Source organism: Bartonella sp. CL71SXKL (assembly GCF_042194935.1).
Lineage (GTDB): Bacteria > Pseudomonadota > Alphaproteobacteria > Rhizobiales > Rhizobiaceae > Bartonella.
In genome coordinates this window covers 158,762-183,848 of sequence record NZ_JBHINI010000001.1, presented here as the reverse complement: position 1 = coordinate 183,848, position 25,087 = coordinate 158,762, and the positions used below count along the sequence as shown (strand labels likewise).

Sequence of the window (25,087 nt, the reverse complement as noted above, 5' to 3'; positions counted from 1 at the left end):
GTTTTGCACGGTTATAAGAGCTATTGAATTGGATTTTTATATAATATATTGATATGTAATGATAAATTGTCTTTTTGAATGCTAAATGATACTCTGAATATCACAAGCTTCTCTGGTTTCAAATCTGTTCATATCAAATCAATCAAGATTATTAACTTGCTTGTGTCTTGCAAGAGACAGGGTTTTTATGGATTCAACATGAACAGATTCCAAATAAAAGAGATTTAGGCTATTAAGGGCTTTTATTCAATATGAAAAAAGGTAATTTATATTTATAATCAATATGTTGCTTTAACAAGGTACCATTGAAAATAGTTGAAAAAATGTTTTTTATTAAACAATATATAAAATAAAAAAGGAGAGTTTTTAAACGAAGCACTTAAGAAAAGCTCTGTAAAAGCGATATCTGTAAAAACTAAAAAACATACGAAAAGCAATTGTTCTAATTAAATAAATGGAACTTTAAATGCTGTGAAATATCTCCTCAAAAATTATGATGTAGGACACATGGATAAAAAATATTGATTTCTATTTGAGTTCATTTCTTTTGCACTAACTAAGTGTAGAAATGTGAAGTTGAAAAGAAAGTAAGATCTTATCGTCCCATGAAGAGAAACACGTGAAATGACGAGCAACAAGAATTGATTAAGAGAAATCAATGCGTAATCAGACTTGTGATGATCAAAGCTCTCTGTTTTCTAAGGCAATGAACATATCAATGAGGAGATGTACTATTGGAATGACGCCTTCCTTTCATCCAAGTACGCAATTCTTCAATAAGGATGGCAATAACACCGAGAGTGATAAAACTATCTGCAAGGTTGAAAATAGCAAAATAAAAAATATCATCAATATGAAAAAGTATATAATCAGTGACATGATGAAAGCGAATACGATCAATGAGATTGCCGATGGCTCCTCCAATAATAAAAATAAGGCCAAAGCGCATTAAATACTTATTATATTCAGTATTTTTCCATAACCATAGAAGGAAGATAATCACAATGATCGTGATGGCGATGATTCCCCACTGAGAAAAGGAAGAAAAAAACGAAAATGCGATGCCAGAATTGCGCACATGATAAAGGGAAAGAAAAGGAATAAGCGAAATTTCTGTTCCTAAAGGCATATTGTGCATAACCCAGTATTTGACAGCTTGATCAAGTACTACTGTAAAAGCCAAGCCCAAGAGAAGAAAAGGGAGTGATTTACGAATCATGTTTTTCCTCACATGGTTCCAGTATTAAATAGGGGCGACGGATTTCATAAAGCATAACAGCTGTTGCTACAGCTAGATTAAGCGAGTCTGCTCGTCCGCTTTGTGGAATGCGCGTAAGTTTATCACACCGATTCGTAAGAAGATCTGATAATCCCTGTTTTTCATTCCCCATTAAAAGGATAATAGGGCCATTTTTGAAGTCAAGTGTGCGATAATCCAGAGATCCTTTGAGGTGTGTTCCAACGATCATACCTTTAAAGTGAGAAGACCAGTTTAAAAAGGCGCTTTCATCAAAACGATAAAGTGGTACAGAAAAAATAGATCCCATGGTTGCACGGACCGTTTCAGGCGAGAAAGGGTCTGTTGTTTCACCAATTAAAATAACACCTTTAGCACCTACAGCATCAGCGGTTCGAATAATGGTACCAAGGTTTCCAGGATCACGCACACGATCAAGCGCGATGTAAACATCTTTAATCTGTCCTTTTATCATTTCAAAAGAGTGCCATTTTTGCTTGAAAATACCAATAACTGTTTGTGGGTTATCGCGTCGGGTAAGTGATTCCATAACTTTTTGTGAGGCTTTAATAACAAAACCACCGTTGGCTACAGCACGTGCGGCAGTATTTTCGATAGTAGCATTACCGATTTTACTTTTAGAAAAAATAAGCGTCTGTATTGTCCAGCCAAGATTGAGAGCATCAATGACCAATTTCAATCCTTCTGCCATGAAAAGACCTTCTCTATTACGGTTTTTCTTTTGGCTAAGTGCTTTAAGATCTTTTATGATGGGGTTGCTAAGAGAGGTAATTTCTTTCACTCTACCAGTTTTGGGTCTACACATATTCAAGCAATCCAACGGCTAAAAAGAGAAGTAGAAAGAGCACGTCCTGCAACTTCTTCACGCAAAATGAGTTCTCCTGATTCGACTGTACCACCAAGATTTACAAATGCATCACGCATTAAAGCATGAAGTGCAAAGAAGGAAGCACGAATAGAATAAGCTGTAAGGACAACAGAGAGCGGTTTATCAGAGAGAAGTTTACGACAATTTGTGATCATGGCGGGTAAATGATCAAACAGTTGCCAAATTTCACCATGGGGTCCACGCCCATAAGCAGGGGGATCAAGAAGAATCATATCATAGCTTTTTTTACGACGCAGTTCACGCTCGACAAATTTCATAGCATCATCGCAAATCCAGCGAATAGAATGATCTGGTAATCCTGCTCTTTCTTGATTAGCTTTTGCCCACGCAATGGCTTTTTTAGAAGCATCAACATGGGTAACATTCGCACCCGCTCGTGCTCCAATCAAAGAGGCAATACCTGTATAGCCAAAAAGATTCAACAATTTTATAGGGCGTTTGGCTTGAACAATTTGTTCTTCCATAGAGCGCCAATGGGCATCTTGTTCAGGAAAAACCCCCACATGACGAAAGGAAGTAAAACGGCCTAGAAAAGACAATCCATTCCAAGCAAGAGCCCATGTTTCATCAAGTGGCTTTTTAGGAAAATGCCAACGCCCAACCCCTTCTTCATCAAGGTTTCCTGTGAAAATAGCATCAACATCAGCCCATTGTTGTTGAGGTAAAGCGGGTTTCCATAGTGCTTGACCTTCTGGTCGAATAATGCGGTAAGCTCCATAACGTTCTAATTTTTGTCCATGACCAGAATCAATGAGAGCATAGTTTTCGCTTATACCCGTTTCTAAAATAAGGGGCAACTTTTCCTGCGGATATCTATTGTTATGGGAGGATTGAAAGTATTGTGCGGGCATGTTTTGTATCACGGTATATGAGGTATAAAAAGATATTATAAAGCTCTTAAATGTTTCGTAAAAGTGCAAAAAAGCTAAAGTCAATTAAAACATGTATAAAAAAAGAAAAAGAGCACTTTTAACTCTGTACTGAATATAAAATACTAAAGAGAAAAGATTTCATTTAAATACCATTACACCAGATTTGTGATAGATGTTTTCAATTTTTCAATCTCGGCTTTACTTTTTTTGAGAGCTTTTTTGTATTTGTGATAGGAAAACCAACTTATCAGATTTCCTAATAAAATACCAAAACCAAAGAAAATAAAGAGCCATATAAAGAGGGGAGCATGATAAGTAAAACTTTCAGGATTTGCTCGAAAAGGATCAAGGGTTAACGGAACCATTTGACGATTAGCCACGATAAAAACAATCAAAACCGCTGCGAGAATCACACCGATACTTGTTAGAAGAATACGTTTAATTATCATAAGTTTCTCACTGATTAAGACGGTCGCGTAAATCCTTGCCAGTTTTAAAAAAAGGAATCCACTTTTCTTCAACAGAAACAGCTTCACCTGTTCGTGGATTACGTCCATTACGGGCTGAACGGCTTTTTACAGAAAAAGCTCCAAATCCACGAAGTTCAACGCGATTGCCATTTGCAAGTGCTGTTGCAATTTCCTCAAAAATAGCGTTTACAATATTCTCCACATCCCGTTGAAAAAGATGCGGGTTATGACGAGCGATAATTTGCACAAGCTCTGATTTTACCACTATAGCCTCACTTTCACACAAAAAAATTTTGTAATTGTGCACTCCATGCATATTACAATATATAAACGGATAAAAGCAAAATAAAATCAAGAAAAAACAAATTGCAAGAAACAAAATTTGAAAATACCTTCTATAAAGGTTATACAGATTAAAAATGCGGAGTATTTAAGAGATCAGGAGAGTATGTCCGTACACAATCATTATGAAGCCTTTTCAACGCAATCATCTTGTGGAGATGTTTTAAAAAAAGCATCCCGTCATTCGCGTCGCATTAGCATATTAAAAATCTTTTTACCTCTCTTAGCGTTGATTTCAGCGCTGGTTTTTTGCTGGTTTACGTTTTTCTTGGTTCCCATTACTTCTGATTCTATGCCTTTGAACAATGGAGAAAGTGGCGTGATGAATTTGACGATGCTCAATCCAAAATTAGAAGGGTATACGCGTGCTCATGAACCTTATTGGCTTAAAGCAGAAAAGGCATTTCAAGACCATACACACGCTGGAATGATTGGGTTGCAAAACATTACAGCTAGAGCATTTATGGGCCAACAAAGACAGATTTTTCTCGCAGCACAAGGGGGGGTTTACGATAACATTAATGGTTTTTTACAGTTGGACAAGCCATTCACCGTTACGACGAATGATGGGATGATGGTACAATTTATGTCAGCTAGTATTAACTTATCCGAGGGACAGTTAAAAACAGATCAACGTGTTAATATTCAGCAAGCCGGTTTTCATCTTGCCGCAAACGCCTTACAAATTCGAGAAAAAGGAAAAAACATGTATTTCCATGGTGGAGTGCATTTAGTGCTTCAAAAGCAATAACGCAATATCAATACAAATCTTTAAAGGATATTTATAAAGAGAAGTATGTGTATATACAAACAAAAGAATTGAAATAATGAAATCGTACAAAAGATGGATAGGTGTGATGTTGGCTTTTAGCATGGGAATGTTAGGAGGAGGAGCAGTTTTAGGATATGCTGAAGTGGCCCATTTTGGAATAAGTCTATCAAGCGATAAAGAACCGGTAGAACTTCATGCAGATTCTTTAGAAATACGTGATAAAGAAGGGATAGCACTTTTTAAGGGTGATGTTTCAGTGGTGCAAGGTGAACGTCTTTTAAGAACGGCAGAATTAGTTGTTTACTACGATAAAGCATATAAAGAAATTGATAAAAATCAGGAAAATACAAAGGCATCATCTGTTTCTTTATTTGGTTCGTCGAGTATACAAAAAATGGAAGCTTTAGGAAAAGTTTATATAAAAATTGCTACGCAAGTTGCTACGGGTGATAAAGGCGTTTTTGATGGAAAGTCAAAAATGATGAGTTTGACAGGGAATCATGTTGTGTTAACTGATGGTGACAATGTGGCAACGGGGTGCAAACTAACGGCAAATATGGAAAGCGGAAAGGCTTTTTTAGAAGGTTGTGAGACACCTAAGAAAAAAGGTCGTGTTTCTATTATTTTAAAACAAAATCAAAAGAATGGTCATTAAGATTTCATGTTTGGAATCAAAATAAAAAAACAGACCGATAGGTATAATCTTGAAAGTGAAGCTTCAAAAAACCCCTTAAAAGGGACCTTGATTGCCAGTAATTTGATTAAAGTTTATCGAGGAAGACGAACTGTTAATGGTGTTTCTTTTGGCATTCGTACGGGAGAAGCCGTTGGCATTTTAGGACCCAATGGGGCAGGTAAAACAACTTGTTTTTATATGGTTACGGGGCTTATAAAATCTGATGGAGGATCCATTAAAATTGATGGATTTGATATTACGCATCTTCCGATGTATCGACGTGCGCGTTTAGGTATTGGATATCTTCCACAGGAAGCGTCTATTTTTCGTGGTCTTTCAGTAGAAAATAACATTAAAGCTGTTTTAGAGGTCGTTGAAAAAGATCGCCTTAAACAGCGTGAAGAGTTAGATAGCCTTTTACATGAATTTAAAATTGATCATTTACGTAAAATGTCTGCACTTTCGTTATCTGGAGGTGAACGTCGGCGACTTGAAATTGCGCGCGCTTTAGCTTCTCGTCCCCATTTTATGTTACTTGATGAACCATTTGCAGGAATTGATCCTATCGCTATTTTCGATATTCAACAACTTATTCGTCATTTAACGAAGCGTGGCATTGGTGTTTTAATAACGGATCATAATGTGCGTGAGACATTAGGGCTTGTCGATCGCGCTTATATTATTCATACAGGGCGGGTGTTAGTTCACGGTTGTCCTAACGATATTATCAACAACGTTGATGTACGCAGAATTTATTTAGGAAATCAGTTTTCTCTTTGATTTTACAGCTTTCACGAGTTTCCATTTAAGTTTAACCAAACATTATTACTGAAAATCTCCTTATTTATGCCAAAACTTCTTTTATGACTATAACCTTAGAATGTTTTTATTGAGTGGTGAAAAAAGCTTCATCATTAAAGAGTTAGTTTGTTTTTTTATAAGTTTAGCTTACTCATGATTGTATCATAGAAAAGATATCACTAGATTAACGTGATAATGAGTGATAAATGAAACTCTCAATAAATGCGTGTGTTATTGAAAGGTAAGAGATGTTTATCATATTTTTCTCTGTAATATATCGATGATGCTGGTTTAGGTATTTTAATAGGAGCGCCGGTTATTCAATAGGAGTTGTCGTATTTTATTGGTTTATATGGCCCTATTAAAAAATAGGAGCTTGACTACAGATATCAGGCTAAATCTATAAATCTTTTAAAATAACCATTAAATCTCTAAAAACCTTTATATTCTTGTTATAAGGCGGTATTCGAGCTATACAGTAATTTTCAAAGTAAAGGTCCATTTTGCTCAGTATGCTTTTCATTTTAATTTAAGGGATCATTTTTAAGAAAAGAAAAACTCTGATAGCGAATTATACATCAATTCTTATGACAAGTTTAATAAATTTATGAATAATGACCTTTTCTAGAGTCGTAAGGAAATTAACTTTATGAACAACTTCATTTCTTTGTTTTCTCATGCCGTTAATGAGGAGCTAAATACTATTTATTGTTGTGTTAAAAGTGATATGACATGTATTGAGTTATCATCCGTTATAAATTGAAAAATAAAAACACATGCGATGTTGCGAAAAGTGAAAGAACATTAAGTATCTATACCGTTTATAGGTTTATTGATGAGCATTTGAGCGTGTAAGAGGAAAATTAAAGTATGAATTTGAGTGAGTTAATAGCACCGGAAGCGATCATTCCGGCTCTTAAGGCTAATTCGAAAAAACAAGTTCTACAAATTTTAGCCGAAAAGGCTTCTAAGCTGACAGGTCTTAGTGAGCATGTAATTTTTGATGTTGTTTTGCAACGCGAGAAGCTTGGTTCAACGGGTTTGGGTGGTGGTATTGCGATTCCTCATGGGAAATTACCTGATATTGATCGGATTGTTGGTATATTTGCACGTCTTGAAAGTCCTGTTGATTTTGAAGCTCTCGATGACGAACCTATAGATCTCGTTTTTCTCCTTTTGGCACCTGAAAATGCTGGTGCAGATCACTTAAAAGCTTTATCTCAGATTGCACGTGTTTTGCGCCATGCTGATGTTGTGCAAAAGTTGCGCAATACGCATAATGCCAATGCGCTTTATGCTTTATTGATTCAAACTTCAGAATCAAATGCAGCTTAAAAGGTATTATGAGCGTATAAATTGCGAGGTATGCACCACAGAGCGTAGGAAATAATATAATTTGCATCTTAAGACTAATAACAAAAGGTTATGTCATGAGATTTAAAAAAAATCATTTCTAAGTGAACCTTCTTTTTAAAGAGCAAGCAACAAAAACGAAGGAGTTGTCCTTTCTTGTTCTCGTATATTAAAGCACCTAATTATTATGTTCATGGATTCTTTTATCCTGTTATACTGTAAAAACACTATCATTTGAGGTGTGGTGAGATAAATTCTGGAAATCTTCTTGATATATTAAGTGCTTTTAGAGTGCGTGGTAAATATTTTTAAGCAGGATTTGTCTGTAGAGCCTTTAGTTAAGTGAATCACATGAGTGGAAAGGCAAGGGGAACTCGACTCAACAAGAATCCAAACTTCTTATACACCAAATTGGGTTAAAAATCTTCACCCTCTGAGGGTTGGGAAGAAATCAATAGAAAAGTTTATTCGTGCATTGAATTTTTTAGTAAATTAAATTTTGGTACTTAGGGATAATATTATTAAGATTCAAGTAGAAAATAGGGGATATTGTATCCTGTGTGTGTCAACATATTGATTTATAAAGATAATTTACTGTTTTACATGTTGAATGAGAGATCCGAAGTTCATAAGATTCCCTCATGCCGAACCTATTTATGTTGAATCAATCAAAACCATTCACTTACACGATTCCAATCAAGGAAAGCCGTGTGGATAAGACTGTATAAGACAAGGAGTAAAAATGCTTCTTATGAACCGTCTCAAATGCCAAGGGCTGTAGCAATATTGGAAGCTGGCAAAGTGTGATTAAGTATGATTTAGATGTCAGCTGTTGTATAAAGCTCATACTAAAAAATAATTTTGTACGGTAAGAATGAAAACTATACCTTTAGGTTGGGTGAAAGAGTTTTTATGCATAAGAAGATTTATTCAAGTGTCTTTAATTGATTAAAATGTTGTTTAAAAAACGGTAATGTTAGAACTTCTATAGAAAAAAGTTTTGTATTTCTTGTTATAAATTACTGAGAAATAAGATAAGAGAACTTGTCAAAAAATTCTTAAAACATTTTTGGTAACAGGAAGAAAGGAATTGTCTAATACATTTAAAATAATATGTTTAAGCTATTATAAGCTACTAGAATCACTTTAGAACTTAAAAATTGGAGATGAAATATATAGGAAGAGTTAATAGGAGCAAAAGAAACAAAGTTACATGTAGTTGTTGAGACAAAATCTAGTACTTTATGTTTCATGACCAATGTAGTGATAATAGTCTATTATTTTTTTAAGATATTTTGAAGATTATGAAAAGGCGATATGGGAACGATGTTGAATACGAAGTATGAATGCACTATAATGGATAAAAGGTGAGGTATTTACGAACATAAATGTATTGAATGTGTGAAGTCGAGAAGTGATATTCGCAAGGCTGTGAAATTTTTGGGGAGCTCAGGGTATGTTTGCAAAATTTTGCAGCAGATTTCTTGTGATATTAAAGAGTATAGTTTATTTCTTAACAGAGTGGTAGTGTATTTTCATCTCGTTTTGAAGTTCTATTGCTTAAAGAAATCGTTTTTTATACAAAAACGAAATGAGTAGCATAAAATGAAAATGTTATTTTTTAATGTGGTTATTGAATAAGAAGTTTATATTTTGGTAACACCTAAAAGGTCACAATGAAACGTAGAGATCTATTTTAATTGGTGTAAAAATATTTTGCTTATTGGAAGAATTAGGACAGTGATACATGAGTATCGAGGTTTTTTTGAATTTTTCCAATGAAGAGAATCTTGTTAGAGACTAAAGAAGTGAGCTAAATAAAGATGTTTGAAAAGACTGTTATTGCTGCATCTGTAATGGTTCTGGTTACAGCTGGGGCAGCATGTGCACAAACGCCAAATCGTTTAAATCAATTTGAAGCATGGGGGGTCTATTCTTATAAATCGCCCCAAAATACGATTTGCTATGTGTTATCGGTACCTTTGAAGGCTCTTCCAACGACGGTTAATCATGGTGATAATTTTTTCTTAATTACCAAGCGTTCTCATTCACCTGTTTCGTTCGAACCGCAGTTTATGGCTGGTTATACGCTTCAAGAAGGATCGAGAGTGACAGTGACCATTGGAAATAAGGACTTTAATTTTTTCACGAAGGATTCCTCAGCTTGGTTGGCGTCATCAGAGCTAGAAAAGCAGCTTGTTTCTGCTATACGTGCTGGAAACAATATGACAGTGCAAGCGATATCAAAAAGAGGAACGCATACCACCTACACTTATTCCTTAAAAGGGGTCACTGCTGCATTAAACGCAGCTCAAAAGTGCCATTAAGGTTTCGATAACTTCTAAAATAGTGATGTGAATTGGAAAGCAATGGCCATTTCCTATGACCTTAGACCAGTTGGTTCATGTTTTGCACGAAAAACAGATAATGTGGTCGTGAAGGAGAGTTCTAAGCTCTCTTTAATTGGTTTGTCGCAAGATGAAATGATACAAGCTTTAAAGACAGTTGGTGTACCAGAGCATCAAACGCGTATGCGTATGCGTCAGCTTTGGCATTGGCTTTATGTGCGTGGTGTTTCAAATTTTGATGAGATGCTGAATATTTCTAAAGCAATGCAAGAAACACTTAAGTGTCATTTTTCCATTATGCGTCCAGAAATTGTTGGAGAACAAATATCAAAAGACGGTACACGTAAATGGCTTTTACGTTTTCCTGCACGTGGAGCTGGAAGACCTGTTGAAATTGAAACGGTTTATATCCCTGAAGAAGGACGTGGTACTTTATGTCTTTCATCGCAAGTAGGGTGTACGTTAACCTGCTCTTTTTGCCATACGGGAACGCAGATGCTTGTTCGTAATCTGACCGCAGAAGAGATTTTAGCACAACTATTAGTTGCACGTGATTGTTTGGGTGATTTTCCTGATAAGAATACCCCTGATGGAGCAATTGTTCCCATTGAAGGACGAAAAATTACCAATATTGTTATGATGGGAATGGGAGAACCTCTTTATAATTTTGAAGCTGTTAAAAAAGCTTTATTGATTGCCTCTGATGGCGATGGCCTTTCTTTATCAAAACGTCGAATTACGCTTTCAACTAGTGGGGTTGTTCCTGGAATTATCCGAACCGGAGAAGAAATTGGTGTTATGTTAGCAATTTCACTCCACGCAGTACACGATACACTAAGGGATATGCTTGTTCCCATTAATAAAAAATATCCGCTTGCTTTACTAATGGAGGCTTGCCGTAATTATCCTGGTCTTTCCAATGCAAAACGAATCACATTTGAATATGTTATGCTGAAAGATATTAATGATAGTTTAGATGATGCTAAGCGATTGATTCAGTTATTGAAAGGGATTCCTGCTAAGATTAATTTAATCCCTTTTAATCCGTGGCCAGGGAGTAATTATCAGTGTTCTGATTGGGAGCAAATCGAGCGTTTTGCTGATGTCGTTAATCAAGCGGGCTATGCTTCTCCTATTCGGATACCGCGTGGACGCGATATTTTAGCTGCATGTGGACAGCTTAAATCAGCTTCAGAGCGCTTACGTAAATCTGAACGGTTACGACTTGAAAATGCCATTGGTCATTAGTTAACGCAATTTTCAGCGATATCGATGCCTATGCTTTTTTTCAGTAAATCATCATATAATAGCATGTGTGAGACAGAGATTAAGATAGATAAGTGCTAGACGAACAGTCTCAGCTTTTATATGCTAAATGGGGTAAGATATTGTCTATAGTCTGTTTGCATAATCTCTGAAATAAGAAGGAAGCCTAATTTAGAGGGAATATGAGGTCTTAAGGATTGTAACTAATTTCTACCTTATTATCATACTCTTTAATTCGGTTTTATGTCTTTTAAAAGCATCTACGGTAATATCTTTTAAAAAGTGGAGATGGTGCACTGCCTCATGCTTTTGTTTATTACGTTCTTTAATAAGATCACGCTTCACAAGCACAACAGAGGATCTAAAATATAAATACCATTGTGTTGTCCATTGATATGTTTTTTAGGTATCTCTGAGTGCACTCTTTATATCACGACAATGCCTGTGAAGAGTATAACAAAAAGGCTCTGTGAAATGTACTATACTCCTACACCTTTATGTTTAATAAAGGTGTAAGTTGATACCACCATTCTATTTTTTAGCTCCCAATGTTGTAAACAGCTTTTGGCACTTAAGATGGTTCATAAGAGGTATTTTTATTCTTTTCTTAGACAGTTTTTATCCATACGAAAACTCCAGCTTCGCTTGTGATGTACAAAGGAAAGGTATTATTTTATTCAACATAAACGGGTTTGAAATGAAAAAATCTTATAATATTTGTTTTTTTATTTAAATTAAAAGCGATACATTACACATATAAATCAATGTTTTGTAACGATAAGGAGATGGAGGGCAAAGCTGGTAAAAGTACCAGCAATAAGCCAGTCGAGAAAGCGAATATAAAGAGGGTTCTTTTTGAGAGTTTTGGTAAGTTTATGCGCTGTAAAAACGATTGCAATTGTAATGGGGAAAGAAATAGGAATATAAGAGAGTCCTAAAAAGAGCAATTTTTGTGTTGCCATAGGATCATTCGCATTGATAAATTGTGGTAAGAATGTCGCGTTAAAGAGTATAACTTTAGGATTGAGAAGATTAATTCCAATACCAGCAAGATAGTTACGTTTAGCGCTTTGAGATTTAGAAGATGTCTGTTCAAAGGAAAAAGTGGGGTTTCTCCGTAACGCTTGAAAGGAAAACCATAAAAGATAAAAGGCGCCAACAATTTTCAGAAGAACAAAAGTATGTGGTGCAGCAAAAATAAGCGCTGATAAGCCAAGTGCTACAGCGGTAACCTGAATGGCAAACCCTGTTGCACTACCCAAGGCGCACATAATTCCAGCTTTTTTGCTTTGTGTAATGGTTCGTCCTACAGAAAGCATCATATCTTGTCCTGGAATAAGTGCTAAAATCAACGATGCTAAAGCAAATTGTACAACAATAGACCACTCCGGTAGAAATGACACGTAAATCTCCTTTTATTTTTAAGCAGTGTTCACTATTTATACTTTGAGGCACCTTTATTTACGCTTTTTACGTCTTTTTAATGTTGCTTAAAAAGAATTTATTTTTATATTTCTTGTATCGTTTTGATTTTTGGGTAGAAATAAAAAAAGTAGCTCATATAGAACGTTAAAATGAAAAAGTGGCAAAATATTAGAAAAGTTGTTTTGGCTTATTCAGGTGGATTGGATACGTCAATTATTCTTAAATGGTTGCAAAGTACGCTAGGTGTTGAAGTTGTAACTTTTACAGCAGATTTGGGGCAGGGGGAAGAGCTGGAACTTGCTCGTCGTAAAGCTGAAATGCTAGGTGTTAAAGAAATTTATATTGAAGATTTGCGTGAAGAATTTGTGCGTGATTTTGTTTTTCCGATGTTTCGAGCCAATACCATTTATGAGGGGACTTATCTTTTAGGAACATCAATTGCACGTCCACTTATTTCAAAACGCCTTATTGAAATTGCTAAGGAAACAGGGGCTGATGCGATTGCTCATGGGGCGACAGGAAAAGGCAATGATCAGGTACGCTTTGAGCTTTCCGCTTATGCGCTTAATCCTGATATAAAGATTATTGCTCCATGGCGTGATTGGGATTTTAAGAGTCGGACAGATCTCTTTGAATTTGCTCGTATTCATCAAATTCCTGTAGAAAAGGATAAGCAAGGTGAAGCGCCTTTTTCAGTGGATGCAAATTTATTGCATTCTTCATCAGAAGGAAAGATTTTAGAAGATCCAGCACTTCCTGCTCCTGAATATGTCCATATGCGTACTCTTTCGCCGGAAGATGCTCCAGATCAAGCAACCAGAATTACTCTTGGCTTTAAAAAAGGCGATGCTGTTTCAATCAATGGAAAAAATTTATCTCCTGCAACTTTACTTGCAGAATTAAATCATTATGGGCGCGATAATGGTATTGGTCGGTTAGATTTGGTAGAAAATCGCTTTGTGGGTATGAAATCGCGGGGTATTTATGAAACACCAGGTGGAACCATTCTTTTGACGGCTCACAGAGCGATAGAATCTTTAACGTTAGATCGTGGCGCAGCTCATTTGAAAGATGAATTGATGCCACGTTATGCAGAACTCATTTATTATGGATTTTGGTTTTCGCCGGAACGTAAGATGTTGCAGGCAGCTATTGATTTATCTCAAGAACATGTTGAAGGTGAAGTCACGTTAAAGCTTTATAAGGGGAATGTAATTATTGAAGGGCGCCAAAGTAAAAAATCACTTTATTCTAGTGAGTTGGTAACTTTCGAGGATGATCAAGGTGTTTATGATCAAAGAGATGCAACTGGTTTTATTAAATTAAATGCTCTACGTTTGCGTACATTAGCAATGCGTCATCAAGGTGATAAAGAAAAGAAATAGAAAATTACGGTGACAAGTGTAATATGGATTAGTGCTTTTGTATGAAATGCCTAGTTTAAGCATTTTTCTGTTGGTTTTTACCGTTCTTTCGTTCAATACTAGAAGCTTATCTTCTGCGCTAATAAATATAATAAGCAAAACCCATGATAATAATAGCAATGAAGGCTTCGATAATCAAAACAAGTCAGTTTTGCTTTATAATATTGAATGTTTTTGATTTTTATCAGAACAAAACATGTTTATAACGAGGGCGGTTTTTGTATTGTGACTTAAGAGTATAAAGAAATTTTCATCTTTTTGCTTGCTATTATTGACGAATAAATTCAAGAACCATACACCCTATTTTAAAAGAGTGTAATTTTTAGGATAAATAATGATGTGTGATCAGTGTGATACCCTCAACCTTACGCCTGAATTAAAAGATGCAGCTTCTCAATCGAGAACTTGGCCATTTGAAGAAGCACGTAAGATTATCAAACGGTATGAAAAAACGGGTTATCCAGACAGTGTGATATTTGAAACAGGTTATGGCCCTTCTGGTTTACCGCATATTGGAACTTTTGGGGAAGTTGCACGTACAACCATGGTGCGTCATGCATTTCATATTCTCACGGAGAATAAAGTAAAAACAAAATTACTTTGTTTTTCTGATGATATGGATGGTTTGCGCAAGGTTCCTGAGAATGTGCCTGATCGCGAAAGGATGGAACATTATCTTGGTCAACCGTTGAGTCGTGTACCCGACCCTTTTGGAGATGATTATCCTTCTTTTGGGGCAGCGAATAATGCGCGGTTACGGGCTTTCCTTGATCGTTTTGGTTTTGATTATGAATTTGCAAGTGCTACGGATTATTACAATTCTGGTCGTTTTGATGAAACACTTTTGAAAATCCTTGCCTGTTATGACAAGGTTATGGCAATTATTTTACCAACATTAGGTGAAGAACGGCAAGCGACCTATTCACTCTTTCTACCGATTTCTCCCTTTTCTGGAAAAGTATTACAGGTACCGATGATTGCGCGTAATGTTGAAAAAGGTACAGTCACTTATATTGAGCCAGAAACAGGAGAAACCATAGAAACAGAGGTTACGGGGGGCAAAGTTAAGTGTCAGTGGAAGGTAGATTGGGCAATGCGTTGGACAGCACTTAGCATTGATTATGAAATGGCCGGAAAAGACCTTATCGATTCCACAAATCTTTCTTCTAAAATTTGTAAAGTATTAGGTGGAAAACCCCCAGAAGGATTCAACTATGAGCTCTTTTTAGATGAGAAAGGGCAGAAAATTTCCAAATCCAAGGGAAATGGCTTAACCATTGATGAATGGCTTACTTATGCTCCAACAGAGAGTTTAGGGCTTTATATGTTTTCAAAGCCTAAAACAGCAAAAAGGCTTTATTTTGATGTCATTCCTAAAGCGGTTGATGAATACTATGCGCATCTTTCAGCCTATGGTCGCCAAGAATGGAAAGAGCGTCTGAATAATCCTGTATGGCATATTCATAATGGTTGTCCGCCGCAGGTTGATTTGCCTGTATCCTTTGCGATGCTTTTAAATTTGGTAAGTGCTTCAAATGCGGAGAATGCAGAAGTTCTTTGGGGTTTTATTTCTCGTTACGCTAAAGGAGCAAATGCACAAACTTATCCAGAACTTGATCAATTGGTGAAGTTTGCTATTAAATATTTTGATGTTTTTGTTAAACCAAACAAGAAATTTCGTATACCAGATGATAGCGAACGAGAAACATTAGCACAAATTGAGGAAAAATTAGCTCATTTACCTGAAACTATTGATGGCAACATATTACAAAATATGCTTCTTGATGTTGCACGATTAACGGAACGCTATCAAGATCATAGCAAAAAAAGCCCTGAAGGTGGGCCTGGTGTTTCTAATGTTTTTTTTCAAATGTTGTATGAAGTCCTTCTTGGACAAGAGCGAGGTCCACGATGGGGATCATTTATAGCGCTTTATGGGATTAATGAAATGCGTGCACTGATTGCTGAAACACTTGCACGGCCGACGGAGGAATAATGGAACGAAGAGTGCAGGAAGTAAAGCGACGCCGTACATTTGCAATTATTGCTCACCCAGATGCGGGGAAAACAACATTAACAGAAAAGCTTTTATTGTTTGGTGGTGCTATTCAACTTGCAGGAGAAGTAAAAGCCAAAAAAGATCGTATTCAAACCCGTTCTGATTGGATGAATATTGAGCGTGATCGTGGTATTTCCGTTGTGACTTCGGTGATGACGTTTGAATATGAAAATCATATTTTTAATCTCCTAGATACCCCAGGACATGAGGACTTTGCGGATGATACGTATCGCACTCTCACAGCTGTTGATAGTGCTATCATGGTATTGGATGGGGCCCGCGGGATTGAGCCTAGAACATTAAAATTGTTTGAAGTGTGTCGGATGCGGGATATTCCTATTGTTACGTTTATCAATAAAATGGATCGTGAGGCACGTGATCCTATAGAGCTTTTAGATGAAATTGAAGAAAAGCTTGCTCTTGATACCGCGCCTATAACATGGCCAATTGGGTCGGGTAAAGATTTTGTTGGTACCTATGACCTTCATCATAATCGTTTTCGTCAAAAAGATGATGAGATAATACAGCAGATAGTTTCAAATCCCAGAGAGGTTGTCCATTTACTCCCTGAATATCAACGTTCAACTTTTATTGAAGGGGTAGAACTTGCTCAAAGTGTTTGCAAGAATTTTGATCTGCAAGCTTTCCGTGAAGGTCATATGACACCGGTTTATTTTGGTTCAGCTTTGCGAAATTTTGGTGTTCGTGATTTGATCAATGCGCTTATAGATTTTGGTCAAAGTCCTCGTGATCAAAGTGCAGATCAGCGCAATGTCATAGCAACTGAACCTAAAATGACGGGATTTGTTTTTAAAATTCAAGCGAATATGGACCCTAATCATCGTGATCGTATTGCATTTTTTCGGGTATGTTCGGGAACGCTTGAACGTGGTATGAAAACAAAGTTGGTTCGAACAGGAAAACCGATGACACTTTCGGCTCCACAATTTTTCTTTGCGCGTTCGCGCCAAATTGCTGATCAAGCCTATGCTGGTGATATCGTAGGGATCCCTAATCATGGAACATTGCGTATCGGCGATACTTTGACTGAAGGAGAATATATCCTCTTTAAGGGAGTACCAAATTTTGCACCAGAGATTTTGCGTCGTGTTTGTTTAGGCGATCCAATGAAAGCAAAAAAGCTCAAAGAAGCTTTGCAACAAATGGCTGAAGAAGGGGTTGTACAATTGTTTATTCCTGATGATGGGTCGCCTTCTCTCATTGGTGTTATTGGTGCTTTGCAAATTGATGTCTTAAAAGAACGATTAAAAATAGAATATTCTTTGCCAGTGAATTTTGAGTCTGCGCGCTTTAATTTATGCCGTTGGATTTCAGCGCAGAGCAAAGATGAGTTGCAAAAGTTTCTCAGCAATCACCGCTCTGCTATTGCGTATGATTTAGAAGGTGATCCAGTTTTTTTAGCGGAGAACCATTTTTCATTGAATTATGAGGCAGAAAGAGCTCCTAAAATAAAATTTTCTGCTTTTAAAGATTATCAAGTACGCTCTTAAAATAAAGAAAAATATTTTCTACAATAATTTGATTTATAATGATAATTTATCGTTTTTTATATGGGAACAATCAAAATCATTTGTTTAAAAATCATAAGTAGGATTGGTGTGTGCGTAAAACACTTGAAGCAAGAAATACAATACCTCTTATAGATCTTCTCTATAGCCAAGAGCTTTCAAAATATTGGGTGAGGGTAAAAATGATGATGGTGGTTATAGCGTTATGATGTAATGATGGTGGTGTGTGATGTATCTTATCCCATTCACGGAAGTTTACGTTATACTATTCATTTATATTATTTACGGGATGACATGACGAGGTAAGATCAAGTACAATGAAAAATGTCCCTTTAAAAACAAACATATAAAATTGCAACATAATGATATTTTTGGGCATTCTATTTTGCATAAGGGATGTAATCCTAGCAAGATAGAGGCTTGCACGATAAACTTTCGCAAAACTCTCTCCCTCAAAGTAATCTGTTTTCGCTGTGAAATGTGGAAATATTATTATTTTTTTCCAAGCTTTTTATGGGATTCTAAAATATTATTTATGAAACTGATTTTTTAAGTTTTGCAATATCATGATATCTATTTTTTTCTGAAAGTGATGGAGTATGTAAAGGATATTTTTAGATTGAACTGTATAAAAAATACGGTAAATTTATTTATTATTAAAAGAGTTACAGTGCACTGGTACCTCTAGAACCTTTTAAAACTTTAATATTTATTTTTATATTACCTATTTGAGTTAGAGAATAAACTGTAGCCAATTCTACGTTGAAAAATATCAGAAAAATTTTATATATTTTTTCGCGATGACTTAAGACATATAATTTATTTCGATATTTTTTAAATCTAAACTAAAAAATCTGCTTTATAAACATAGCTTTTCAGTTTTTCCTTGTATAAATATTGTATACAGTCAAAATAATACAAATAATCAATAAGCTGAAATTTGTTATCCCAAATATGAGATCATATGACCTATAAACCGCATGTCTTTTCTATTTCTCCGGGAACTGCTTTTTTGCCTCACTTTGTTGATGCACTACTTTCTGGTAGCCTTATTGATAATTTCGCTTCAAGTGGAGACATTCAAACTGCCCTTGCCGATAGCCTTATTTATGTTCCGACACGTCGTGCTGCTCGCGCTTTGCGTTTAGCCTTTGTTGAAAGAAGTGATACACAATCAACATTTTTGCCAACCATTCGTGCTCTAGGAGATGTCGATGAAGACAGTTTTCTTTTTGTTGAAAATCATACCAGCGCTCTCGATCCACCTATTGGAGAAAGCGAACGTCTTTTACTTTTAGCGCGCCTTATCCGTCCATGGCGTGAAAATTTGCCTGCGCATCTGCGTGCCATGTTTGGTACAGAAGATGTACTTATTCCGGCTCATAGTGCTGATGCGATTTGGCTTGCGCAAGATTTAGCACATTTGATGGACGAAATTGAAGCAGAAGGAGCAGATTGGTCAGAACTTAAAAATATTGCACCTGATATGGTCGCTGAATGGTGGCAAATAACGCTCGATTTCTTGACTATTGTTACGCAAAATTGGCCAAAAATCTTGAAAGAAAAACAACGAAGTAATCCCGCTGAATGGCGTAATCAAGTACTCACAATGCATGCAGAGACTTTGCGATGCATGCAGCCTGATAAACCGATCATTGCAGCTGGTGTGTCAGGTTCTATGCCCGCAGTTTCTCATCTTTTAAAGGTTATATCTTCTCTGCCCAAAGGGGCTGTTGTTCTTCCTGGTCTTGATCTTCATATGGATGAAGAACAATGGAATGCACTAAGCACAAGCAATAAAGAAAAAACAGCTTGTGATTTTTTTGATCCTGCAGAAAATGTTTTTAGCCATCCTCAATATCATTTAAAAAAACTTCTAACTCTCATGGAGTGTCAACGTCATCATGTTTGCGAAATTGGCCAACAGAGTAGCATAAAGAAAAAACGAATGGCTCTTTTATCAGAAGCACTTCGACCAGCTTCTACAACAGACAAATGGGTACAAATTGTCCGTAACGATTATGAAAATCTTTGTGCAGATTGGTCATTTATTGAAGCTATAAATGAACGTGAAGAAGCTCTTGCGATAGCTGTTACCTTACGCAAAGCTATTGAAGAACCCAAAAAAACTGCAGCCCTTATTACAAATGACCGTAATTTAGCACGCCGTGTTGCTGTGGAATTACAGCGATTTGGAATTGAAGCAAATGATTCAGGCGGAATACCACTTGCACAAACATTGCCTGTAACTCTCTTACGACTTATTTTAGAAAATGTATTGCAAGCTGATGATCCCATTGCTTTTCTTTCTCTTCTTAAACATCCCCTTACAACACTCCAACAAAACCGTCATTGTTTACGGGAAATGGCAGAAAATTTTGAACTTTTTGTTCTTCGAGGGAATACAGGGCGCATCAATCTTTGCGAGTGTGATCAATTTCTCGAAAAATGGATTGATACATCCTTTCATAATAGTTCTGAAGTCAACACCCTTGATCAGCAGAAATGTGAAGAAGCACGTCTCCTTTGTCATCTTTTGAAAAAAGCTGTTGAACCTTTAACATCTCTTATGAAACAAGAGAAAGAATGCACCATCAATGAGGCTGCAATAGCAACTGTTGAGGTTTTTGAAAATTTTGGTCGCAATGAGGATAATTCTCTTGCACATCTTTATCAACATGAAGCAGGACAAGCCTTATCAAATTTTTTGCGTGAATTGGTCAGTGATCAATCAGGATTAACATTTCATCTTTGTGAATGGCCCGCTATGTTTTCTGCCATAATAGCAACCCGTTCCGTCGCACCTTCGCCTGGAGGACATCCACGTTTATTCATCTGGGGTACTTTGGAATCGCGTTTGCAAACGGTTGATACAGTGGTCATCGGCGGTCTTAATGAAGGGTCATGGCCGATATCAACCCGAAATGATGCTTTTTTATCGCGACCGATGAAAATGATGTTAACTCTGGAACCACCAGAGCAGCGTATTGGTATTTCTGCGCATGATTTTCAATGGGCGATGGGAATGGAAAAAGTGGTGATGAGTCGCGCATTGCGCGTTAATCATACGCCTTCCATTCCTTCACGCTGGCTACAACGCATGGAAACAGTTGTAGGAAAACAGGTTTGGGAACAAATCCGTGAACGAGGTGAAATACTACGCCATTGGGCAAAGATGCTTGATCATACAAGCATAACTTCTGAGGTGGAACGTCCTTGCCCTGCTCCGCCTCTTGATATACGCCCGCGTCATTTTTCAGTTACTGAAATAGAAACATTGCGATATGATCCCTATGCTATTTATGCTAAAAAAATCTTAAGGCTCAAACCACTTAAAGAACTTATTCATGATCCTAGCGCTTCAGAACGAGGAACACTTTATCACGCTATTCTTGCAGCTTTTTGCACACAAATGAAAAATCCAAATGCTGCAAATGCACTCAATGTACTGCTTGCTATTGGGCGTAAAGAGTTTGATAAATTCAATTTTCCACCCGATATTGAAGTAATTTGGTGGAATAGTTTTGAAAACCTTGCTCCACGCTTTATTCAATGGGAACAAAGTTTAGGACTGCGAGAGCGATATTCGGAAGTGGTATCACAAAAAATTCCTATAGGAACAACAGGAGTAACCCTTTCAGGACGTGCTGATCGTCTTGATGTTTTGCCAGATAAAACGGTTGAAATTCTAGATTTCAAAACCGGAACCCCTCCTTCATCAAAACAAGTTCGTGAATTATTATTTCCGCAATTGGCTTTAGAAACAGCTTTACTCATACAAGGGGGCTTCCCAGATTTTCAAGATTTTACCCCCTCAAATTTATTTTACATTCCTCTTAACAAAAAAGGTGAAATTAAATCCCAATCAATTCTTTTAAAGAAAAAAGACGGAAAAACTCATCTAAGTGCTGTTGATCTTGCTGACAATGCATGGGAAAATCTTATCGCACTCATAACTTATTATCAAAATCCACAACAAGGTTATCTCTCACATGCTGTCCCTATGTCAAAACGATATGAAGGTGACTACGACCATTTGGCTCGGTTGTGGGAATGGTCAAGTGGTTTTCATAAAGAAGAGTAATCATGACGTTTTTTTCTATTCCTGAAGCCGCTCTTGATGCACAAGCAACAGCAACACATCCCCAAAAAAACGTGTGGGTTTCTGCAAATGCTGGATCTGGAAAAACCCACGTTTTAAGTGAACGTGTTATCCGTTTGCTTTTAAACGGTACGCCTCCAGCACGTATTTTATGCCTTACTTATACAAGAGCTGCTGCTGCTGTTATGCAATCGCGAATTTTTCGCACGCTTTCCAGTTGGAATGAGCTCGATGATGCACAGCTGCAAGAAACCTTAACACGGTTTGAAAAAAAGCCTGTTAATGCGCAAAAACTAACTTATGCACGACAACTCTTCGCGCGTGCTCTCGAAACGCCTGGTGGCTTAAAAATTCAAACGATTCATGCTTTTTGTGAAGCTCTCTTACATCAATTTATGTTAGAAGCCAATATTGCAGGGCATTTTGAACTTCCCGATGATATCGGTCGAAAAAAATTACGACAAGAATCCCGTCGTCAACTTTTAGCCCGTCGTGATGTACAACCTGCTTTGCAACAGTTACTTCAAGTTATTAGCGAACATACTTTTAACCAATTGCTCTATGAAGCAGTTGAAAAGCAACATAAATTGTCTGATTTTTTATCTTCTCTTTTATCTGAAAATGGAGAAGAAAAATTGCGCGCGCTTTTTAACTTAGCGCCCAATGAAACAAATCAATATCTGCTGGAACAAATTAAACAAACAGCGCGCCTTCCTCTTTATGCTCTTAAGCATTGTGAAATCAATGGTAGTCAAAGCTTTAAGGATATGGTGGAAAAACTTTCCCAATTAGAAAAGGTGCATGATGAGAAAAATATTCTCAATATTATTTCTGATATTTATTTTACAATCAAAGGTGAGCCGCGTAATTTTTCAAATTTATCTCGTAAAAAATCAGACGAAATTTGGCCTTTTATTCAACAAATGCTTGAAGATAAACAAAACAAGCTTTCTGTTCTTTTAGAAAAATATCAATGCGCAAAGGTTGCCACTCTCAATATGGCTGCTTTTCAGCTTTGTGCTATTTATCTCAAAATTTATAAGAATCTAAAAAAGTCCAATGGCTTCTTAGACTTTGATGATCTTATTGAGCGTACACTTCATTTGTTACAGCGCAAAGGTGCAAGCCAATGGGTGCACTATAAACTTGATCAGGGACTTGATCATATTCTACTTGATGAAGCACAAGACACCAACCCTGAGCAATGGCAAATTATTCAACTGTTGGCACAGGAATTTTTTTCAGGGTATAGCCAACGAACAAACATACGCACTCTTTTTGCTGTTGGAGATGAAAAGCAATCTATTTATTCTTTTCAAGGCGCTGCTCCAGAAAATTTTGCTGCAAATGGACGAATTATTCAAAAAAAAGTGCAGCAAACAAATCAGCAATTTGAAAAAATACAACTGCATTATTCTTTTCGCTCTACAGCAGATGTTCTTAAAAGTGTTGATCTTGTTTTTGAAACACCAGAAAACTATAAAGGACTTTCGGCAGAAAATACAAAAACGGTGCATGAAGCTATTCGTATTCATAGTCCCGGTGAAGTTGTTATATGGGATGCCATTTCCAAAGAAACGAGTGACTTTCCTCAAGATTGGCATACAACTGTTAATCATTTAGATACACCTGAAGTGCGTTTAGCAGAAAAAATTGCTGAAACGATTGCCGACTGGTTACAAAAAGGCGAAATGCTTCCAGCAAAAGGACGCTTAATACGTGCAAGTGATATTATGATCTTGGTCCGTAAACGTGATCAATTTGTCTCAGCTCTTTCCCGTGCTCTTAAACACCGTAATATTCCCGTAGCAGGAGCTGATCGTTTACAGCTTACCAAACATATTAGTATCCGTGATTTAATGGCGCTTGCGCGTTTTGTTTTACAGCCACAAGATGATCTTTCTCTTGCTTGTGTTTTAAAAAGCCCACTTTTTGCTCTTAGTGAAGAGGAACTCTATCAGCTTGCTGCACACCGCACCGGCTCTCTTTGGCAAAGTCTGTGTGCGCATACATCATCGCAGGCATCTTTTAAAGATGCTTTTGAAAAGCTAAACCATTATCGCGCTTTAGTGGATAAAATACCGGTTTTCGAGTTTTATAGCCATATTTTGAATAATGATAAGGGAAGACAAAAAATTCTGTCTCGTTTAGGATCTGAAGCAAATGATGTGCTCGATGCTTTTATGGATTATACGCTCACTATTCAAAAAACAGGATTACCAGGATTACAAGCTTTTTTAGAAACATTAAGTGCAAGCGAACCAGAAATTAAACGTGAATTTGAACAAAGTAATGAAGAAATTCGCATCATGACTGTTCATGCTGCAAAAGGACTAGAGGCTGCTGTTGTGTTTTTAGTCGATCCAGGTAGTGCGATTTGGCATCCTCAGCATGCGCCTCACTTGCTTAAAGTTCCTTTAAACAATGCACAATGGAATGGAAAACAAGCCTTTATTTGGCATCCCAATGAAAAGTTTGATACAAAACTCTCTAAACAAGCAATTTCATATTTAAAAGAGCGTGCAGAAGAAGAATATAGGCGTCTTCTTTATGTAGGAATGACACGTGCTGAAGATCGCTTGTTTATTTGTGGATATAAAGGCCCGAAAACGCCATCTCATACATGGTTACAACTCGTAAAAAAAGCCCTCGAACCGCATGCCCTTGCTATAAAAGATTCTTCGGAAGATATTGCAGCTTTGCGTTATTGCATTACACCTGCTTCTTCTGCTTCTATAAACTCAAAAGTCCCTTGTGCTGAATGCCAAACCTTACCACCTTTACCTGCTTTTTTCTCCCATAAAATACCAGAAGAACCAGTGCTACCAAAACCGTTGAGACCCTCTGTTGCTAGTCTTTCCATTGAGGCTGATACCGATATTTCTTCTAATTCAAAATATCATAGCGTCTCGCCTGTTTTGGGAGAAAAAAATACCAACAGGGCTTTTTCCATTGAATATGGTAATCTCGTTCACCGATTGTTACAATACTTACCCAATTGTCCCCCACAAAAACGTCGAGATTATGCTCGAAACTATCTCAATATCAAAGCCTCTCATTGGGATGAAAGCCAAAGAGAAGATGCTCTTCGCCATGTTTGGAAAATATTAGATCATGTTTACCTCAAGCCCCTTTTCTCTGAGCATTCACGTGCTGAGGTCTCCTTAATGGGTATTGTGAAAATTCGTGGAAAAGAACAAGCAATTTCTGGTCAAATTGACCGTCTTTACATCACGCAAAACAGCATTATCTTTGCCGATTTTAAAACAGGAACCCCACCAGAAAATGAAGCTGCTATTGCTTCCCATCACTGGTTGCAAATGGCTCTTTACCGAAAATTGTTGCAAGCTATTCATCCCGATAAAGATATCCAGGCTCTGCTTATCTACAGTAAAGAAGCCAAAATTTTTAAACTTCCTCCAGAAAAACTTGAGGCATTTCTTAGTGAAGTTGCTTTATAAGCTACTCTTTTCCTTGCAAATCATCTTTACACTTTATTTA

The 25,087-nt window shown here is 36.8% G+C and carries 18 protein-coding genes; 11 read left to right on the top strand and 7 right to left on the bottom strand.

Going from position 1 to position 25,087, the window contains the following annotated elements; translation table 11 throughout:
• Positions 1-715: 715 nt before the first annotated feature.
• The 5 genes from lspA to ihfB all read right to left on the bottom strand — a co-directional run bounded on the left by lspA (position 716) and on the right by ihfB (position 3,754).
• Positions 716-1,219 carry a signal peptidase II gene (lspA, locus tag ACFILA_RS00665; protein WP_375630620.1) on the bottom strand — a complete coding sequence of 168 codons (504 nt, stop codon included), beginning with the start codon at positions 1,217-1,219 and terminating at the stop codon, positions 716-718.
• On the bottom strand, positions 1,209-2,063 hold the full coding sequence (locus ACFILA_RS00660) for a TrmH family RNA methyltransferase (protein WP_375630618.1): 855 nt from the start codon (positions 2,061-2,063) through the stop codon (positions 1,209-1,211). The genes lspA and ACFILA_RS00660 overlap by 11 nt, the downstream gene beginning before the upstream one ends.
• A 2-nt stretch (positions 2,064-2,065) precedes the next feature.
• Positions 2,066-2,998 carry a class I SAM-dependent methyltransferase gene (locus tag ACFILA_RS00655; RefSeq protein WP_375637260.1) on the bottom strand — a complete coding sequence of 311 codons (933 nt, stop codon included), beginning with the start codon at positions 2,996-2,998 and terminating at the stop codon, positions 2,066-2,068.
• 173 nt (positions 2,999-3,171) lie between these two features.
• Positions 3,172-3,468: a lipopolysaccharide assembly protein LapA domain-containing protein gene (locus ACFILA_RS00650; protein ID WP_273790185.1), complete on the bottom strand. Its 297-nt coding sequence runs from the start codon at positions 3,466-3,468 to the stop codon at positions 3,172-3,174.
• A 7-nt stretch (positions 3,469-3,475) separates the two neighbouring features.
• Complete coding sequence (gene ihfB / locus ACFILA_RS00645; RefSeq protein WP_273790186.1) at positions 3,476-3,754, bottom strand: integration host factor subunit beta; 279 nt, start codon at positions 3,752-3,754, stop codon at positions 3,476-3,478.
• 183 nt (positions 3,755-3,937) lie between these two features.
• Here ihfB and lptC point away from each other — a divergent pair, with 183 nt between their 5' ends.
• The 6 genes from lptC to rlmN all read left to right on the top strand — a co-directional run bounded on the left by lptC (position 3,938) and on the right by rlmN (position 11,029).
• Complete coding sequence (gene lptC / locus ACFILA_RS00640) at positions 3,938-4,582, top strand: LPS export ABC transporter periplasmic protein LptC (protein ID WP_375660478.1); 645 nt, start codon at positions 3,938-3,940, stop codon at positions 4,580-4,582.
• A 76-nt stretch (positions 4,583-4,658) separates the two neighbouring features.
• Positions 4,659-5,258 (top strand): LptA/OstA family protein, encoded by a 600-nt coding sequence (locus ACFILA_RS00635; protein WP_375643020.1) that lies wholly within the window; start codon positions 4,659-4,661, stop codon positions 5,256-5,258.
• A 6-nt stretch (positions 5,259-5,264) separates the two neighbouring features.
• Positions 5,265-6,059 carry an LPS export ABC transporter ATP-binding protein gene (lptB, locus tag ACFILA_RS00630; RefSeq protein WP_273790190.1) on the top strand — a complete coding sequence of 265 codons (795 nt, stop codon included), beginning with the start codon at positions 5,265-5,267 and terminating at the stop codon, positions 6,057-6,059.
• 891 nt (positions 6,060-6,950) lie between these two features.
• Positions 6,951-7,415 carry a PTS IIA-like nitrogen regulatory protein PtsN gene (gene ptsN / locus ACFILA_RS00625; RefSeq protein WP_273790191.1) on the top strand — a complete coding sequence of 155 codons (465 nt, stop codon included), beginning with the start codon at positions 6,951-6,953 and terminating at the stop codon, positions 7,413-7,415.
• A gap of 1,841 nt (positions 7,416-9,256) precedes the next feature.
• Complete coding sequence (locus ACFILA_RS00620; RefSeq protein ID WP_273790192.1) at positions 9,257-9,760, top strand: invasion associated locus B family protein; 504 nt, start codon at positions 9,257-9,259, stop codon at positions 9,758-9,760.
• A 42-nt stretch (positions 9,761-9,802) separates the two neighbouring features.
• A complete protein-coding gene (gene rlmN, locus ACFILA_RS00615; protein WP_375654291.1) occupies positions 9,803-11,029 on the top strand; it encodes a 23S rRNA (adenine(2503)-C(2))-methyltransferase RlmN in 1,227 nt (408 codons plus the stop codon).
• A 779-nt stretch (positions 11,030-11,808) separates the two neighbouring features.
• On the opposite strand, the gene ACFILA_RS00610 is transcribed toward rlmN, so the two are convergent.
• A complete protein-coding gene (locus ACFILA_RS00610; RefSeq protein WP_375660477.1) occupies positions 11,809-12,450 on the bottom strand; it encodes a LysE family translocator in 642 nt (213 codons plus the stop codon).
• A gap of 171 nt (positions 12,451-12,621) precedes the next feature.
• Here ACFILA_RS00610 and ACFILA_RS00605 point away from each other — a divergent pair, with 171 nt between their 5' ends.
• From ACFILA_RS00605 to ACFILA_RS00595, 3 genes are all read left to right on the top strand, one after another.
• Positions 12,622-13,857, top strand: coding sequence for an argininosuccinate synthase (locus ACFILA_RS00605; RefSeq protein ID WP_375630607.1), 1,236 nt, complete (start codon positions 12,622-12,624; stop codon positions 13,855-13,857).
• 373 nt (positions 13,858-14,230) lie between these two features.
• Entirely contained in the window at positions 14,231-15,892 is a 1,662-nt protein-coding gene (locus ACFILA_RS00600; RefSeq protein WP_375660476.1) for a lysine--tRNA ligase, read from the top strand.
• The gene (locus ACFILA_RS00595; RefSeq protein ID WP_375660475.1) at positions 15,892-17,466 is read left to right on the top strand and encodes a peptide chain release factor 3; all 1,575 of its coding nucleotides are present in this window, start codon (positions 15,892-15,894) and stop codon (positions 17,464-17,466) included. Before ACFILA_RS00600 ends, ACFILA_RS00595 begins: the two co-directional genes overlap by 1 nt.
• A gap of 547 nt (positions 17,467-18,013) precedes the next feature.
• Here the strand turns inward: ACFILA_RS00595 and ACFILA_RS00590 are convergent.
• Positions 18,014-18,130 (bottom strand): type II toxin-antitoxin system RelE/ParE family toxin, encoded by a 117-nt coding sequence (locus tag ACFILA_RS00590; RefSeq protein WP_375645451.1) that lies wholly within the window; start codon positions 18,128-18,130, stop codon positions 18,014-18,016.
• Positions 18,131-18,448: 318 nt separating this feature from the next.
• Between ACFILA_RS00590 and addB the strand changes: the two genes are divergently transcribed.
• Together addB and addA are read left to right on the top strand one after the other, a co-directional pair.
• Positions 18,449-21,568: a double-strand break repair protein AddB gene (addB, locus tag ACFILA_RS00585; protein ID WP_273790198.1), complete on the top strand. Its 3,120-nt coding sequence runs from the start codon at positions 18,449-18,451 to the stop codon at positions 21,566-21,568.
• 2 nt (positions 21,569-21,570) lie between these two features.
• Complete coding sequence (addA, locus tag ACFILA_RS00580; RefSeq protein ID WP_375660474.1) at positions 21,571-25,047, top strand: double-strand break repair helicase AddA; 3,477 nt, start codon at positions 21,571-21,573, stop codon at positions 25,045-25,047.
• Positions 25,048-25,087 lie beyond the last annotated feature (40 nt).

Excerpts from the sequence above, each read along its gene's own strand:
- lspA (WP_375630620.1), bottom strand. The coding sequence starts at position 1,219 with ATGATTCGTAAATCACTCCCTTTTCTTCTCTTGGGCTTGGCTTTTACA.
- ACFILA_RS00660 (WP_375630618.1), bottom strand. The coding sequence starts at position 2,063 with ATGTGTAGACCCAAAACTGGTAGAGTGAAAGAAATTACCTCTCTTAGC.
- ACFILA_RS00655 (WP_375637260.1), bottom strand. The coding sequence starts at position 2,998 with ATGCCCGCACAATACTTTCAATCCTCCCATAACAATAGATATCCGCAG.
- ACFILA_RS00650 (WP_273790185.1), bottom strand. The coding sequence starts at position 3,468 with ATGATAATTAAACGTATTCTTCTAACAAGTATCGGTGTGATTCTCGCA.
- lptC (WP_375660478.1), top strand. The coding sequence starts at position 3,938 with ATGTCCGTACACAATCATTATGAAGCCTTTTCAACGCAATCATCTTGT.
- ACFILA_RS00635 (WP_375643020.1), top strand. The coding sequence starts at position 4,659 with ATGAAATCGTACAAAAGATGGATAGGTGTGATGTTGGCTTTTAGCATG.
- lptB (WP_273790190.1), top strand. The coding sequence starts at position 5,265 with ATGTTTGGAATCAAAATAAAAAAACAGACCGATAGGTATAATCTTGAA.
- ptsN (WP_273790191.1), top strand. The coding sequence starts at position 6,951 with ATGAATTTGAGTGAGTTAATAGCACCGGAAGCGATCATTCCGGCTCTT.
- ACFILA_RS00620 (WP_273790192.1), top strand. The coding sequence starts at position 9,257 with ATGTTTGAAAAGACTGTTATTGCTGCATCTGTAATGGTTCTGGTTACA.
- rlmN (WP_375654291.1), top strand. The coding sequence starts at position 9,803 with ATGGCCATTTCCTATGACCTTAGACCAGTTGGTTCATGTTTTGCACGA.
- ACFILA_RS00605 (WP_375630607.1), top strand. The coding sequence starts at position 12,622 with ATGAAAAAGTGGCAAAATATTAGAAAAGTTGTTTTGGCTTATTCAGGT.
- ACFILA_RS00600 (WP_375660476.1), top strand. The coding sequence starts at position 14,231 with ATGATGTGTGATCAGTGTGATACCCTCAACCTTACGCCTGAATTAAAA.
- ACFILA_RS00595 (WP_375660475.1), top strand. The coding sequence starts at position 15,892 with ATGGAACGAAGAGTGCAGGAAGTAAAGCGACGCCGTACATTTGCAATT.
- addB (WP_273790198.1), top strand. The coding sequence starts at position 18,449 with ATGACCTATAAACCGCATGTCTTTTCTATTTCTCCGGGAACTGCTTTT.
- addA (WP_375660474.1), top strand. The coding sequence starts at position 21,571 with ATGACGTTTTTTTCTATTCCTGAAGCCGCTCTTGATGCACAAGCAACA.